The sequence below is a fragment of the Caulobacter sp. GW821-FHT09B08 genome (assembly GCF_059418225.1).
In genome coordinates, this window is sequence record NZ_JBWKPL010000003.1 from 431,744 (window position 1) to 445,186 (window position 13,443).

The following is a 13,443-nucleotide window of genomic DNA, read 5'->3' on the forward strand; positions in this document are numbered from 1 at the left end:
GCTGGGGCAAGCGAGCCGCGATGGGAAGCGTCGGACGGGCCTCATCGCCGCGACGCTGTTCAGGCCTGAGCGGGCTCCTCGGCCAAGGCGGCGGGACGGCGGGCGGGCGCGGCTTGGCCGCGGGTCTCGAAATCGGCCTCGAACTTGGGCCGCATGGTGCCGCACAGCCGGTCCCAGATCGTGGTGTAGCCCCCGAAATTATAGCGGAAGTACTTGTGGTGCTGGTCGTGGAAGGTGGTGGTGATGAACCACTTGGTCGCCCAGCTCTTGTTCCACCAGCGGGGGAAGAACTCGTAGCCGGCGTGGACGTACAGACCCATGATGATGTTGGTCGGGCCGATCAGCGCCATGGTCGCGTCGTGGACGGTGAAGACCGACAGGAACAGCGGCACGAAGCCGCCGTTGATCAGCGATTCCAGCGGGTTGACCGACAGAGTGGTCAGGAAGTTGGGCGCGGTCGACTTGTGGTGCAGCTTGTGCACCCAGCTGTAGAACGGCTCCTTGTGCATGGCGCGATGCAGCCAATAGAACCAGGTGTCGAACAGGAAGAAATAGGCGGCGTATTCCAGGGCGATCACCCACCAGGCGGCGGGCTGGGGGTTGAAGGCGATCACGCCGTGGGCCTTCAGCCAGGTGGTCGGCATGCCGATCAGGAAGCCCGAGACGACCAGGTTGATCGCGGCGAAGATCGCCTCGTTGCGGAAGATCGACCAGCGGAAGCCCTTGGGCTGGATCTTGCGCGCCTTGAAGAAGCCGGTGGTCACACCCACCGCCAGCCCGCCGATCAGGAACAGGACCAGCCACAGGGTCAGAAGGTTCTCGCCGTTCATCCAGGCCTTGATCACGTCGCTCGCTCCCGATGCGGATTGCGCCCCACGGCCTGTTCATCGCGGCGCGCCCGTCCTGGGTCAATTTAAATATACGTAATCGTATATTTTGTCGCACATCCGCTCGGATGCGGGCTGGACAGGGCGCGCGGCTGGCCGCATCGAAGGCGGATGAACGACCAGACCTCGAAGCCCGCCGCCGGGCGCGCGAAGCGGGGACGGCCCAGCAAGGCCCAGGCCGAGGCTATCGACCAGGCCATCCTGGAGGCCGCCCGCGCCTGCTTCCTGGCCGCCGGCTTCGACGGCGCGACCATGGAGGCCATCGCCGACCAGGCCGGGGTCACCAAGGTCACCCTCTACGCGCGCTACCCGGACAAGGCGGTGCTGCTGCGCGCGGTGCTGGAGGCGCGGCTGGCGGCGTGGTCGGAGAAGGCCCGCCAAGTGCGCTGGGTGCAGGGCGACACCCTGGAGGCGCGCCTGAAGCACTGCGCCCAGCAGATGCTGCGATGGAGCCGCTCGGAGGATGTGCGGGCCTTCGACCGGCTGCTGCAGTCTAACCTGCGCGCGCCCGATCCGGTGGCCAGGGAACTGCAGCAGGTGGTGCGCGCCCCGATGCTGGACATGATCGAGCGCGACATCGCCGAGCACGCCGCGCGCGAGGGCCGTCCCGTCCAGGACCCCCGCCGCGTGGCGGCGATCTTCATGGGCATGCTGCGCGGCTTTTCCGATCTGGACGATCCGGCGCCGGCCGATTTCGACCGGGCCATCGCCGCCTTCGCCGACCAGACGGTGGCGATCCTGCTGCGGGGCCGCGACGCCTGGTGAGGCGCGCCCTTCCCTACGCCGCCTGGCACATCTGCGGCGCGAAGTCGGGATAGTATCCGGCCATCATCCGCTCGGCGAAGCCCACCAGGTTGGGCAGGCTCTCGGCCCTGCGGCGCAGGGGGGAGTCGAAGAACGGCGTCAGGATCTGGGCCAGCATGGCGAAGACGATGGCGTCCACGCTGGTGGGCCGGTGCCCCATCATGAACGACTTGTCGCCCAGCATCTCCGACAGGGCCGTCAGCGACCAGGCGCCAAGCTCCAGGATCTCGTCCGGCGAATGGCGGGCGATGCCGACGGCCTTCAGATTGGTCTGGACCGCGCCCAACAGGCCGTCGATGGCGTCGGCGCGGGCCTCGCCCGGCATGCCGTCGAACCAGCGGGCCGGGCCCTTGGCGAAGTTGTCATCGTCGAAGAAGCGGAAGTGGCAGCTGGCCCAGCCCAGGTGGTTCTCGACCATCCGCTCGATCGCCCAGGCCTGGCCCCGCTGGGCCTTGCTGAGCCCCGCGTCCAGGTCGACGCCGTAGCTGCGCTCGACATAGGCGCGGATGAAGGTGGAATCGGCGACCTTGATCCCGTCGTCGTCGATCCAGGGCAGCTGGCCCTTGGGCGAGGTGTCGGGCGTGGCCTGGACCTTCTGGTACCAGAGGCCCGCCATCTTCAGATGGATCTCGGTCTTGGTGACATAGGGGCTGCCCTCGGGAAGTCCGTAGGCGGGTCCGGTGGCGTAGAGCGTGATCATGGTGGTCTCTCCCTGCTGAGCGAGCCGCTTGGCGAGACTTCCGAGCCGCCTCTGGAAGCCGCGTGTTGCGACATTCGGACGCTACCGCCATCCTGCTGCCAGCATGCTGTCAGCATCGCTCCAGCAGAGTGGCCCCATGAGACGCGCCGAACGCCTTTTCCAGATCATCCAGATCCTCCGCCGCAACCGCGCCCCGGTCACGGCCGACGCCATGGCGGTGGAGCTGGAGACCTCCAAACGCAGCGTTTATCGCGACATCGCCGCCCTGATCGGCCAGAGGGCGCCCATCCGCGGCGAGGCGGGCGTCGGCTACGTGCTGGAGGCCGGATACGACATGCCGCCCCTGATGCTGACACCCGACGAGATCGAGGCCGCCGTGCTGGGGGCCCAGTGGGTCGCCGGGCGCGGCGATCCCGTCCTGGCCACGGCCGCCAACGACCTGATCGCCAAGATCGCCGCCGCCGTCCCCGAGCAGTTGCGGCCTTACGTCCTGCAGCCGGCCACCGAGGCGCCCCGCGCCTGGCGCGCCCTGCCCGACGGCCTGGACATCGCCCAGACCCGGGCCTGGATCCACGCCGGCCGCAAGATCCGCCTGGACTATCGCGACGAAAAGGGCGCGGTCAGCCAGCGGACGATCTGGCCGATCACCGTGGGCTATCGCGACACCGTGCGCCTGCTGATCGGCTGGTGCGAGCTGCGCGCCGACTTCCGCAACTTCCGCACCGACCGGGTCGAACGCGCCGAGTTCCTCGACGAGCGCCACGGCCAGCGGCCCGGCGTGCTGCGGGCGCGGTGGCAACGGGCGCTGGAGGAGGAGCACCGCCGCTGGCGCGAGTCGCACGGCGAGGGGTGCTGACCGCTAGTCCTCCTCACCCGTGAAACGGGGGAGGTGGCGCGCTGCGAATACGCAGCGTGACGGAGGGGGCGTTTGGGCGGTGGCTGGACGCCCCCTCCGTCACGTCGCCTATCGGCGCCGCGCCACCTCCCCCGCTATGCGGGTGAGGAGGAAGCCTCGTTAAACCCCGTGCTTCTTCGCAAACGCCGCGAACAGCTCCGGCCAGGCCGCCACCGTCTTGCCGGCGATGGAGCGCAGGCCGAAGCCGTGGCCGCCCTCCTCGAAGACGTGCATCTCGGCCGGGATCTTCTTGGCCCGCAGCGCGGTGAACATCAGGATCGTGTTGGCCGGCGGCACCGCCCCGTCGTCGGCGGCGTGGACCAGGATCACCGGTGGCTCGCGCCCCGTGACAGTCTGGTCGGGCGAATAGGCCGCGATCTGCTGCGGCGTCGGCGACGGTCCCAAGAGCTGCTTGCGCGAGCCCGCATGAACCGGGCCGTCGGCCATCGAGATCACCGGATAGATCAGGCCCGACAGGTCCGGCCGCGCCGACAGGTCGTCGACGGCGTCGACCCGCTCATAGACCTTGGCGTCGAAGCGGACGGTCAGGCTGGCCGCCAGGTGCCCGCCCGCCGAGAAACCCATGATCGCCACGCGGGCGGGGTCGAAGCCCATCGCCGTCGCCTTCGAGCGGGCCAGGCGCAGGCCGCGCTGGGCGTCCTGCAAGGGGGCGTCGGCGCCCGCGCCCCAGTGGTCGCCGGGCAGGCGGTAGACCAGGACGAAACAGGTATAGCCGCGATCCGCCAGCCAGCGGGCGGTCTCGAAGCCTTCCTTGTCGGTGACCACGCGCTCGTAGCCGCCGCCGGGCATCAGCACCACCGCCGCGCCGTTGGGCTTGGCCGGCCGGAAGACGGTCAGGGTGGGCTTGCGGGTGTGGGTCACGGCCCGGTCGCGCGGGCCGCCGATCACGGTGCGGTCGATCAGGGTCTCGACGGCGGTGACGCCTTGGGAGCCAGGCGGGTCGCCGGGCCACAGCGGCAGGATTTCGGTCGGATCGGCCGGCGCGGGCCCGGCGCAGGCCGCGTTCCCCAGCGAAGCCAGAAGGCCGCCCGCCAGGCTGGCCAGGGTTCCCCGACGGTTCAACATGCGACCTCCCTAAGCGACGCGGAGGGACCGTATGGCGGGGCAGGCTTGGCGGCAAGTAACCGGTGTCAGCCTTATGGCTGGACTTTTCGCACCTCCCCCTCAACCGTCATCCTCGGACTTGTTCCGAGGACCCATGTTTCAGCCGAGTTGTCGTTGCAGGGTGCGCGCGGCGCTGACGGCGTCCGACCATCGAATGACAGCGAGGCGTACAGATGGGTCCTCGGAACAAGTCCGAGGATGACGGGCGTTGAGGACTAGCCCGCGAACCGCAGGTGATGCAGCACGATCCCGCTGGTTGTGGCCACGTTCAGGGAGTCGAAGCCGTTCGCCATCGGGATGCCGACCGTCCGCGCCCGGTCCATCACCGCCTGGGAGAGGCCCGGCCCCTCGGCCCCCAGCAGCACCGCCGCGCGGGCCGGTGGGACCAGCCGCGCCAGGGTCTCGTCGGCCGCCGGGCTCAGCGCCAGGGCCTGGAAGCCGTGGCGTTCCAGCAGGCCCACCACGTCCTCGCCCGGCGCCAGCCAGGCGGTGGGGACGCTGAGCGTCGCCCCGCTCGAGACGCGGATGGCCTTGCGGTAGAACGGGTCGCAGCAGTCGCCGTCCAGGATCACCCCGTCCGCGCCGAAGGCGGCGGCGTTGCGAAAGATGCCGCCCAGATTGTCGTGGTTGGCGATGCCCATCAGGACCAGCACCACCGCCCGCTTCCCCACGCGCGCCAGCAGGTCCTCGGCCGACAGCGGCGCGGACTTCTCGCCCACCGCCAGCACGCCGCGATGCAGGTGGAAGCCGGCGATGGCGTCCAGCACCGCCTGGCCCGCGATATAGACCGGCGCGCCCTCCGGCAGTCCCTCGAACACGTCGGAAAGCTTGTCGGCCCGCTTGCCGTCGATCAGAAGCGAGCGCACCCGGCCCGGCGCGTCGCGGACGAAGGCCCGCAGCACCGTCTCGCCCTCGGCGATGAACAGGCCCTGGCGGCCGACCAGGTCGCGTTCCTTGATGTCGCGATAGGCCGCCACGCGCGGGTCGTCGGGATCGTCGATGGGGATCAGGTCGGCCAAGCAGCCCTCGCGGTCGGGATTACCGCACGCCCCGTATCGGAAGGATCGCCAGTCCGCCAGCCGCCGCCAGCCCCGCGGCGACCAGATAGAGCGACTGGTAGTTCACGTGCGACGGCCCTAGGAACCACAGGGCCAGCATCGGGGCCAGGGCCTGGGGCACGGTGTTGGCCAGATTGATCAGGCCCAGGTCCTTGCCGGCGTCCTTCTGCGAGGGCAGCAACTGGCTGACCAGGGCGATGTCGACGGCGTAGTAGCAGCCCACCCCGCAGCCGAAGATCACAAAGCCCAGCACCACCACGGGCCAGCCGGGCACCAGCGAGAAGGTCAGCATCGCGGCGGCCAGGGTCAGGGCCGCGCCGGCGGCGAACAGCTTGCGGCGCTTGAGGCGGTCCGACAGCATTCCGCCCAGCATGCCGCAGCAGACATTGGCGCAGGTGGCCACGGTGGTCAGCAGGGCCATGCCCTGCTCGGGCCGCCGGCCGGGGAACAGGTCGGAATAGTGCAGCGCGTCCTGCAGGTAGAACAGCATGTAGCACTGGGTCAGGGTGATCGCGACCAGCACCATGAAGCGGCTCAGCCACGCCAGGGCGAAGCTGGGATGGGCGCGCGGATCGATCCACAGCTCGGCCAGGAAGGCGCTCCAGCGGAACGGCGGGCGCTCGTCGCGGGCCAGGGGCGGATCGTTGAGACTCAGGGCGAACGGCGCGACGGCCACCAGCAGCACCACGCTGATCGCCAGGTAGCGCGCGGCCTCGCCGACCAGCAGGCCGCCCACCAGCACCGCCCCGGCCATGGCGCCGATGGGGTGGCCCAGGCTCAGGAACGCCGCCACCCTGCCCTTCTGGGCGTCGGGCACGCGGTCGGGCAGCACCGCCAGCATGGCCGAGAACAGCAGGTTGAACGCCAACTGGAAGCCGACCACCCCGACCAGCAGCTTCAACTCGGTGTCGGCCGTCATGATGAAGAAGTACGAGGCCACCGTGGCGAGCCCCCCTACCACCATCCACGGCCGCCGGCGGCCGAAGCGCGAGGTGGTGCGATCGCTGATCGCCCCGGCCAGCAGGTTGGCCAGGCTGGCGGTGATCGCCCCGAAGATCGCCACGTGGCTGAGCAGCACCGCCTTACCGGCCGAATCGATGGCCTCGGCCTTCAGCGGCAGCAGCACCTGGAACAGGGGCATGAAACTGACATAGGCGCCGATCTGGGCCAGGGTGAAGGCGGCGATGAAACTGGGCTTCACCGGCAGTGTCGGTCTGGCCTTGTCGATCGCGTCCGCCTCCACCGCCGTCATCACGCCTCCCCGCACCAGCCACGGTCTGCGCCGCGATCGCCCGGACACTGGCCCCGGCCGCCGGAGGACACAAGTCCGCCCATCGCCCAATCCACTCGCGCGCCGGTTTTTTTACGCGCGGAGCGTCGCCTTGGGACGCGCCTTTGCTCTAGGCTGGCGGGATGGAGATGAGTCCCAGCAACCCTGACTTGGCGAACCCATGGCGTCGGTGACGATCTACGACGTAGCGGCGCGCGCCGAGGTCTCGATCAAGACCGTCTCCCGCGTCATGAACAACGAGCCCAACGTGCGGCCGGCGATGCGCGAGCGCGTGCTCGAGGCGGCCGGCGCCCTGGGCTACGCCCCCAACCTCTCGGCCCGCAGCCTGGCCGGCTCGCGCTCGTTCCTGATCGCCGTCTTCGTCGACGCCTCCCTGACCCTGGACCACTGGCGCAGCGAGGGCGGCTCGGACTACCTGCAGCGCATCCAGCTGGGGGCCACGGTCGAGACGCGCGGCGCGGGCTATCACCTGCTGGTCGAGCTTATCGACCACGACGGGCCGCGCATCCGCCAGGAGGTCAACGCCCTGCTCGGCGCGCTCAAGCCCGACGGCGTGATCCTGACCCCGCCCTCGTGCGACAACGCCGTGGTGCTGGAACTGCTCGACAAGGCCGGCATCCCCTATGTGCGCCTGGGCCCGGAAAAGCCCGAGGGCCTGGGTCCGCGCGTGCACATGGACGACGTGGCCGCCGCCCGCGAGATGACCGAGCACCTGGCCGACCTGGGCCACACCCGCATCGGCTTCATCGCTGGCGACCAACGCTACGGCGCCAGCCAGGCGCGGCGCGAGGGCTATGTGGCGGCCATGGCGGCGCGCGGCCTGAGGGTCGACAAGGCCTGGATCCGCCAGGGCGACTTCACCTTCGAGTCCGGCCACAAGGCCGCCAAGGCCCTGTTGGCGCTCAAGGAGCCGCCGACGGCGATCTTCGCCAGCTCCGACGAGATGGCCGTGGGCGTTCTGGCCGCCATGGCCGAGGCCGACCTCTCCGCCCCCGGCGACATCTCGGTGGCCGGCTTCGACGACAGCCCCGTCTCGCGCCTCAGCCGCCCCCAGCTGACCACCGTCCGCCAGCCGCTGGTGGAGATGTCGACCCTGGCCGCCAAGATGCTGATCGACGGCGTGGCCCGGCACGTGGCGACCGAGCGCCGTGCGCCGAGGGACGAGCTGCTGCCGTTCAGTCTGATCCAACGGGCCTCGACGGCGCCGCCGCCCGGGGCATGAGCCGGGCGGCATAGCGGCGCGCCGGATCCAGGCCGCTTGCCAGACTAGGTGTTATAGTTATATATAACACCAGAGCAGCAATCCTGGTCAGCTCACGCCTCGAACGGTGGTCAGTCGCCGCTGGGGCGTCTATCCGGTGGAACGATGGATCCAGAATGGAACGACAGCCAGCCGATCTACCGCCAGATCCGCGACCGGGTGGTCGCCATGGTGCTTGAGGGCGTGCTCGCGGAAGGCGATCCGCTGCCGTCGGTCCGCGCCGTGGCGGCAGAGACGCGCGTCAACCACCTGACCGTGATGAAGGCCTATCAGCAGCTGGTCGACGAGGATCTGGTCGAGAAGCGGCGCGGCCTGGGCATGTTCGTGCGGACCGGCGCGCGCGAGGCGCTGCTGCGGGACGAGCGACGCCGGTTCCTGGACGAGCAATGGCCGGAAATCCGCGCCACGATCGTGCGCCTGGGCCTGGCGCGCGATCTGCTGGGCGGGGAGGACTGAAGCGATGTCCTGTCTGGAAATTCGCGGCCTGCGCAAGGCCTACGGCGCCACCCAAGCGCTGGACGGCGTCGACCTTCGCCTGGAGAAGGGCCGCATCCTCGGCCTGGTCGGTCCCAACGGCGCGGGCAAGAGCACGGCGCTGCAGGCCATCCTGGGACTGACCCGCTGCGAGGGCGAGATCCGCGTCCTGGGCCTCGATCCCTGGACGCAACGCGGACAGCTGATGGAGGACGTCGCCTTCGTCGCCGACGTCGCCGTGCTGCCGCGCTGGATGAAGGTCGGCCAGGTTCTCGACTACACCGCCGGGGTGCATCCCCGCTTCGACCGGGCCAAGGCGGAGGCGTTCCTCGCCAGGACGACGATCCAGACCGGAAGCCGCATCCGCGCCCTCTCCAAGGGCATGGTCGTCCAGCTGCATCTGGCGCTGGCCATGGCCATCGACGCACGCCTCCTGGTGCTGGACGAACCCACGCTGGGGCTGGACGTGCTCTATCGCAAGGCGTTCTACCACTCCCTGCTGACGGACTATTTCGACCACGACCGCACGATCGTGATTTCGACCCACGAACTGGACGAGATCCAGCACGTGCTGACCGACGTGGCCTTCGTCGACCGTGGCCGGGTGGTGCTGGACGTCAGCCTCGAGGACTTCGAGACCCGCTATGTCGAGGCCCTGATCGACCCCGCGCGGCTGGACGAGGCCCGATCCCTGGGACCGATCCACGAGCAGGCGGCCTTCGGGCGGACGGCGCTGATCTATGCCGACGTCGACCGCGCCCGCCTCGCCGGTCTCGGCGAGGTCCGCACGCCGAGCCTCTCGGACGTGTTCGCCGCCGTGATCGGCGCCGGGAGGCCGGCATGAACGCGTCCCTGAAAGCCAGAGCCCGGGTCTTCTACTGGCTGGTGCGCCGCGAGTTGTGGGAGCATCCGTCGCTGTGGATCGCCCCGTCGGCGGTGGTCGGCGCCGTCCTGCTGGGCTTCCTCGTCACCTTGCCGGGACTGCCGAACGCGGTGCGCACGGGCGGAGGGGTCGCCATGCCCTACAGCCTGGCGGCCTTCGCGACCCTGGCCACGGCCTTCGTCGTCGCCGGCCTCTATTGCCTGGCGGCCCTGCACGGCGAGCGACGCGATCGCAGCCTGCTGTTCTGGAAGTCGATGCCCGTGTCGGATTCCACGACCGTCGCGGCCAAGGCCTTCGTGCCCCTGGTGGCGGCGCCCGTGACCGCCCTGGTCGTCGCCCTGGCCGCGCAGGTGCTGATGCTCGCCATATCGACCCTCGTCCTGGCGGTGGCGGGCGTCGGCCCCGCCCCGCTGTGGGCCAGGGTCGACCTGCCCGACATGCTGGCGAACCTGTCCTATGGCCTCCTGACCCTGACCCTGTGGTACGCGCCGCTCTTCGGTCTGCTGCTGATGATCTCGGCCTGGGCGCGGCGCACGCCGATCCTCTGGGCCTTCACGCCTCCAGTGGTGCTGTGCGTGCTCGAGCGGGTGCTCGGCTCGACCCGCATTTTCGATTTCCTGCGACACCGCCTCTACGGCGGATTCTCGGAGGCCTTCAGCGGCCAGGGCGACGACTACGCCGCCGACCCCGCCAAGTATCTGGCGAGCCCCCAGCTCTGGATCGGCCTGGGGGTGGCCGTCGCCTGCCTCGTCGCGGCGGCGCGCCTGCGCCGGTTCCGCGAACCGATCTGAACCCACACTCGACCTAGCTGGACCAACCCAAACCTTCGGAGAGGAAGGTCATGACCTCGCTCGCCTATACCTCTGAGACAAACGCCCGCGCGACCGGCGACGGCGCGCTGAACGGCGCCGCCCGCTTCTGGCTGATCGCGACCATCGTCGGACAGGGCCTGTTCCTGTTTTACATCCTGGCCTTCTACCTCCCGTCGATCATCTCGGGGAACTACGAGACCTGGAACCACAAGGCCATGGTGATGAAGGCCTATGTGCCGGGCGACACGGCGGGGAACTTCGCCTTCGCCGTCCACGTGATGATGGCCGCCGTGGTCACCTTCGGCGGCGTCCTGCAGCTTGTGCCGTGGATCCGCGCCAAGGTCCCGGCCGTGCACCGCTGGATAGGCCGGGCGTTCCTGACCACCTGCATCGTCGCCAGCGTCATGGGGCTCTGGATGACCTGGATCCGGCTCGACCCCACCGAAGAGCTCAACAACACGCTGTCCATCAGCTTCGACGGCGTCCTGATCATAAGCTTCTCGGCCCTGGCCTGGCGCATGGCCGCCAAGCGGGACTTCGCCGCCCACCGGCGCTGGGCGATGCGGGCCTTCATAGTCGCCAACGGCGTATGGTTCCTGCGCGTCGGCATCTCGGCCTACGGCATGTTTCACAAGCTGAGCGGCGCCGGGCCGCGCATCGGGGCGGTGTACGACGTCTGGAGCTGGGGCTGCTATCTGGCGCCCCTGCTGATCCTGGAGCTGTTCATGCTGGCCAAGGCGAAGGGCGGCCCGGCGGTCCGCACGAGCGTGGCGGCGGTGCTCGTCCTGGCGACCCTGATCATGTGCGCCGGAATCTTGGCGTCCTGGATGGGCATGTTCGCCCCGACGCTGGCGCGGTTACAGACGGGCTGACCGCCCCTACCCCCGCACGAAGATGTTGCGCAGCCACTGCGACCCGGCCTTGGCCGCCACGCCCCAGTCCTCGCCGTCGTCGGGGGTGTCGGGCTTGTAGCCCCAGGGGTTGAAGACCTTCAGGCGATTGACCTTGAAGGCGGCGACCTGGCGGGTGACCAGGGTCAGGCCGTGTTCCAGGGCCGTGGCGGCCAGCAGGGCGTCGCGGGGGTCGGTCAGGGCAACGCGCGTGCGGGCGCGGACCACGGCGGCGTCGATGGGCAGGATGCGGCCCTCGAAGGCGGCGGCGACCTGTTTATCGAGCCAGGCGCGCAGGGCCGCGCCGGACGCCTTGTCGCGGCGCTCGGCCTGGGCGGCGGCCGTCTCCAGCTCCAGCAGGGTCAAGGCCGAGACGAACAGCCCGGCCTTGGGCGCACCGGCGGCCCAGGCGGCCAGGCCCGGATCGGTGGCGCCCGCCTTGGCGTTGCGCAGTTCGAAGACGATGTCGGTGTCGAGCAGGTACATCAGCCGCGCCGGTTCAGAAGCGTCGGTTCTGGGGGCTGTCCCAGGCCTCGTCCGACCGCGCCTGGGCGAGGTCGGCGGCGACGGGCGCGGCGATGGCCAGCAGGTCGACGATGGTCTCGGCCTGGCCGGTCAGCTTGCGCCAGGCCTCGATGCTCATCAGCACGTGGGTGGCCTTGCCCCGGTCGGTGACGAACACCGGCTCGATCCGCGCGGCGCGCTTGGCCTGGCTGACATCCTGGTTGAAGTCGCGACTCGTGATGACCTTCATTGCGCCTACATACCTACAATGACAAGGTTGTCTTGTAGGTACGTTACTACATTGTGTCGTTCCAGCAACAGGAAATAAGCCAGCAAAAACAATCTTCTGCCGAAACCCTCCGAAAACGGATTTTCGCTTGCGCCCTCAGACGCGTTCTGCGCGGCTTGAGCTCAACGGCGACCAACGCCGACGAAGATTCAACAAGGGGGGACACACGTGTCCGATATCATTGACAGCCTTGTCAGCACCGTGGCCGGCGTGCTCGGCCCGCACGGTCCGGCGACCAAGGCCGCCGCGCACAGCTATGCGCCGGGCGATTTCAGCATCCACTTCTTCCTGCAGCTGGCCGTGATCCTGCTGGCCTGCCGCGTGGTGGGCTGGCTGGGCAAGAAGCTGCTGGCCCAGCCCCAGGTGGTGGGCGAGATGATCGCCGGCGTGATCCTGGGCCCGTCCCTGCTGGGCCTGCTGTTCCCCGACTTCCAGCTGGCGCTGTTCCCCAAGGAGACCAAGAGCGTGCTCTACGCCGGCGCCCAGCTGGGCGTGGGCCTCTACATGTTCCTCGTCGGCACCAGCTTCCAGGCCGGCCACTTCAAGGCCAAGGCCAAGAGCGCCATGAGCGTGTCGTTCGCCGGCATCGCCGCGCCGTTCCTGATCGCGGCCATCATCACGCCCTTCCTGCTGAAGGTGCCGGGCCTGTTCGCCCCGACCATCAGCCAGGGCAACGCCACCCTGTTCATGGGCGCCTGCATCGCCCTGACCGCCTTCCCGATGCTGGCGCGGATCATCAACGAGCGGGGCCTCGCCAAGACCTCGCTAGGCACGCTGTCGCTGACCGCCGGCGCCTTCGACGACGCGGTGTCGTGGTGCGTGCTGGCCCTGGTGCTGGCCACCTTCGGCGGCGGCCCCGGCGTGGCGGTCCTGGCCATCGGCGGCGGCCTGGCCTGGGTGGCGTTCGTCACGATCCTCGGTCCCAAGATCCTGGCCCCGCTGGGCCGCATGGTCGAGCGCGACGGCGAGATGAGCCACACGGTGCTGGCCTTCGTTCTGCTGGCCTTCTGCCTCTCGGCCTTCCTGATGGACGCCGTCGGAATCCACGCCATCTTCGGCGGCTTCATCCTGGGCGTGGTCATGCCGCGCGGCCTGCTGGTCGAGGAGCTGAAGAAGAAGGTCGAGCCGGTCGCGGTGGTCCTGCTGCTGCCGATGTTCTTCACCTATTCGGGCCTGAACACCCGGATGGACATGGTCAACTCGCCCACCCTGCTGCTGATCGCCCTGGGCATCCTGGCCTGCTCGATCCTGGCCAAGTGGGGCGCCTGCTACGCCGCCGCCCGCTTCACCGGCGAGAACCATGCCACCGCCATGGGCATCGGCGCCCTGATGAACTCGCGCGGCCTGATGGAGTTGATCATCATCAACATCGGCCTGCAGAAGGGCATCATCGGCCCGACCCTGTTCTCGATGCTGGTGCTGATGGCCATCGTCACCACGGTCATGGCTAGCCCGCTGTTCGAGGTGGTCTACGGCAAGAAGGCCCGCGAGACGGGCGAACTGGACGCCGTTGACGGCGCGATCGCCAAGGCCGCCTGATCCAGCCTCAAAAGTCGCTTCCCTGGGCCCT

The 13,443-nt window shown here is 69.3% G+C and carries 15 protein-coding genes; 8 read left to right on the top strand and 7 right to left on the bottom strand.

What is annotated here, in order from left to right; translation table 11 throughout:
- Positions 1–59: 59 nt before the first annotated feature.
- Complete coding sequence (locus tag AC07OA_RS12640; protein ID WP_494664157.1) at positions 60–845, bottom strand: sterol desaturase family protein; 786 nt, start codon at positions 843–845, stop codon at positions 60–62.
- Between the two features lie 153 nt (positions 846–998).
- Between AC07OA_RS12640 and AC07OA_RS12645 the strand changes: the two genes are divergently transcribed.
- Positions 999–1,652: a TetR/AcrR family transcriptional regulator gene (locus tag AC07OA_RS12645; RefSeq protein ID WP_494664158.1), complete on the top strand. Its 654-nt coding sequence runs from the start codon at positions 999–1,001 to the stop codon at positions 1,650–1,652.
- Positions 1,653–1,665: 13 nt separating this feature from the next.
- Here the strand turns inward: AC07OA_RS12645 and AC07OA_RS12650 are convergent, their stop codons facing one another.
- Positions 1,666–2,391 carry a glutathione S-transferase family protein gene (locus AC07OA_RS12650; protein WP_494664159.1) on the bottom strand — a complete coding sequence of 242 codons (726 nt, stop codon included), beginning with the start codon at positions 2,389–2,391 and terminating at the stop codon, positions 1,666–1,668.
- A gap of 136 nt (positions 2,392–2,527) precedes the next feature.
- Between AC07OA_RS12650 and AC07OA_RS12655 the strand changes: the two genes are divergently transcribed.
- The gene (locus AC07OA_RS12655; RefSeq protein ID WP_494664160.1) at positions 2,528–3,247 is read left to right on the top strand and encodes a helix-turn-helix transcriptional regulator; all 720 of its coding nucleotides are present in this window, start codon (positions 2,528–2,530) and stop codon (positions 3,245–3,247) included.
- Between the two features lie 159 nt (positions 3,248–3,406).
- On the opposite strand, the gene AC07OA_RS12660 is transcribed toward AC07OA_RS12655, so the two are convergent.
- From AC07OA_RS12660 to AC07OA_RS12670, 3 genes are all read right to left on the bottom strand, one after another.
- The gene (locus AC07OA_RS12660; RefSeq protein WP_494664161.1) at positions 3,407–4,372 is read right to left on the bottom strand and encodes an alpha/beta hydrolase; all 966 of its coding nucleotides are present in this window, start codon (positions 4,370–4,372) and stop codon (positions 3,407–3,409) included.
- A gap of 254 nt (positions 4,373–4,626) precedes the next feature.
- Positions 4,627–5,430, bottom strand: coding sequence for a TrmH family RNA methyltransferase (locus AC07OA_RS12665; RefSeq protein WP_494664162.1), 804 nt, complete (start codon positions 5,428–5,430; stop codon positions 4,627–4,629).
- Positions 5,431–5,449: 19 nt separating this feature from the next.
- Positions 5,450–6,721: an MFS transporter gene (locus AC07OA_RS12670; protein WP_494664163.1), complete on the bottom strand. Its 1,272-nt coding sequence runs from the start codon at positions 6,719–6,721 to the stop codon at positions 5,450–5,452.
- Between the two features lie 199 nt (positions 6,722–6,920).
- On the opposite strand from AC07OA_RS12670, the gene AC07OA_RS12675 reads away from it, so the two are divergent.
- The 5 genes from AC07OA_RS12675 to AC07OA_RS12695 all read left to right on the top strand — a co-directional run bounded on the left by AC07OA_RS12675 (position 6,921) and on the right by AC07OA_RS12695 (position 11,062).
- Complete coding sequence (locus AC07OA_RS12675) at positions 6,921–7,982, top strand: LacI family DNA-binding transcriptional regulator (protein ID WP_494664164.1); 1,062 nt, start codon at positions 6,921–6,923, stop codon at positions 7,980–7,982.
- A 144-nt stretch (positions 7,983–8,126) separates the two neighbouring features.
- On the top strand, positions 8,127–8,477 hold the full coding sequence (locus AC07OA_RS12680) for a GntR family transcriptional regulator (RefSeq protein WP_494664165.1): 351 nt from the start codon (positions 8,127–8,129) through the stop codon (positions 8,475–8,477).
- Between the two features lie 4 nt (positions 8,478–8,481).
- Positions 8,482–9,339: an ABC transporter ATP-binding protein gene (locus AC07OA_RS12685; RefSeq protein WP_494664166.1), complete on the top strand. Its 858-nt coding sequence runs from the start codon at positions 8,482–8,484 to the stop codon at positions 9,337–9,339.
- The gene (locus AC07OA_RS12690; RefSeq protein ID WP_494664167.1) at positions 9,336–10,169 is read left to right on the top strand and encodes a hypothetical protein; all 834 of its coding nucleotides are present in this window, start codon (positions 9,336–9,338) and stop codon (positions 10,167–10,169) included. The genes AC07OA_RS12685 and AC07OA_RS12690 overlap by 4 nt, the downstream gene beginning before the upstream one ends.
- A 50-nt stretch (positions 10,170–10,219) precedes the next feature.
- Entirely contained in the window at positions 10,220–11,062 is an 843-nt protein-coding gene (locus tag AC07OA_RS12695; RefSeq protein WP_494664168.1) for a DUF2306 domain-containing protein, read from the top strand.
- Positions 11,063–11,068: 6 nt separating this feature from the next.
- On the opposite strand, the gene AC07OA_RS12700 is transcribed toward AC07OA_RS12695, so the two are convergent.
- On the bottom strand, positions 11,069–11,566 hold the full coding sequence (locus tag AC07OA_RS12700; protein WP_494664169.1) for a PIN domain-containing protein: 498 nt from the start codon (positions 11,564–11,566) through the stop codon (positions 11,069–11,071).
- Positions 11,567–11,579: 13 nt separating this feature from the next.
- Positions 11,580–11,834: a type II toxin-antitoxin system Phd/YefM family antitoxin gene (locus AC07OA_RS12705; protein WP_494664170.1), complete on the bottom strand. Its 255-nt coding sequence runs from the start codon at positions 11,832–11,834 to the stop codon at positions 11,580–11,582.
- Positions 11,835–12,041: 207 nt separating this feature from the next.
- Between AC07OA_RS12705 and AC07OA_RS12710 the strand changes: the two genes are divergently transcribed.
- A complete protein-coding gene (locus AC07OA_RS12710) occupies positions 12,042–13,412 on the top strand; it encodes a cation:proton antiporter (RefSeq protein ID WP_494664171.1) in 1,371 nt (456 codons plus the stop codon).
- Positions 13,413–13,443 lie beyond the last annotated feature (31 nt).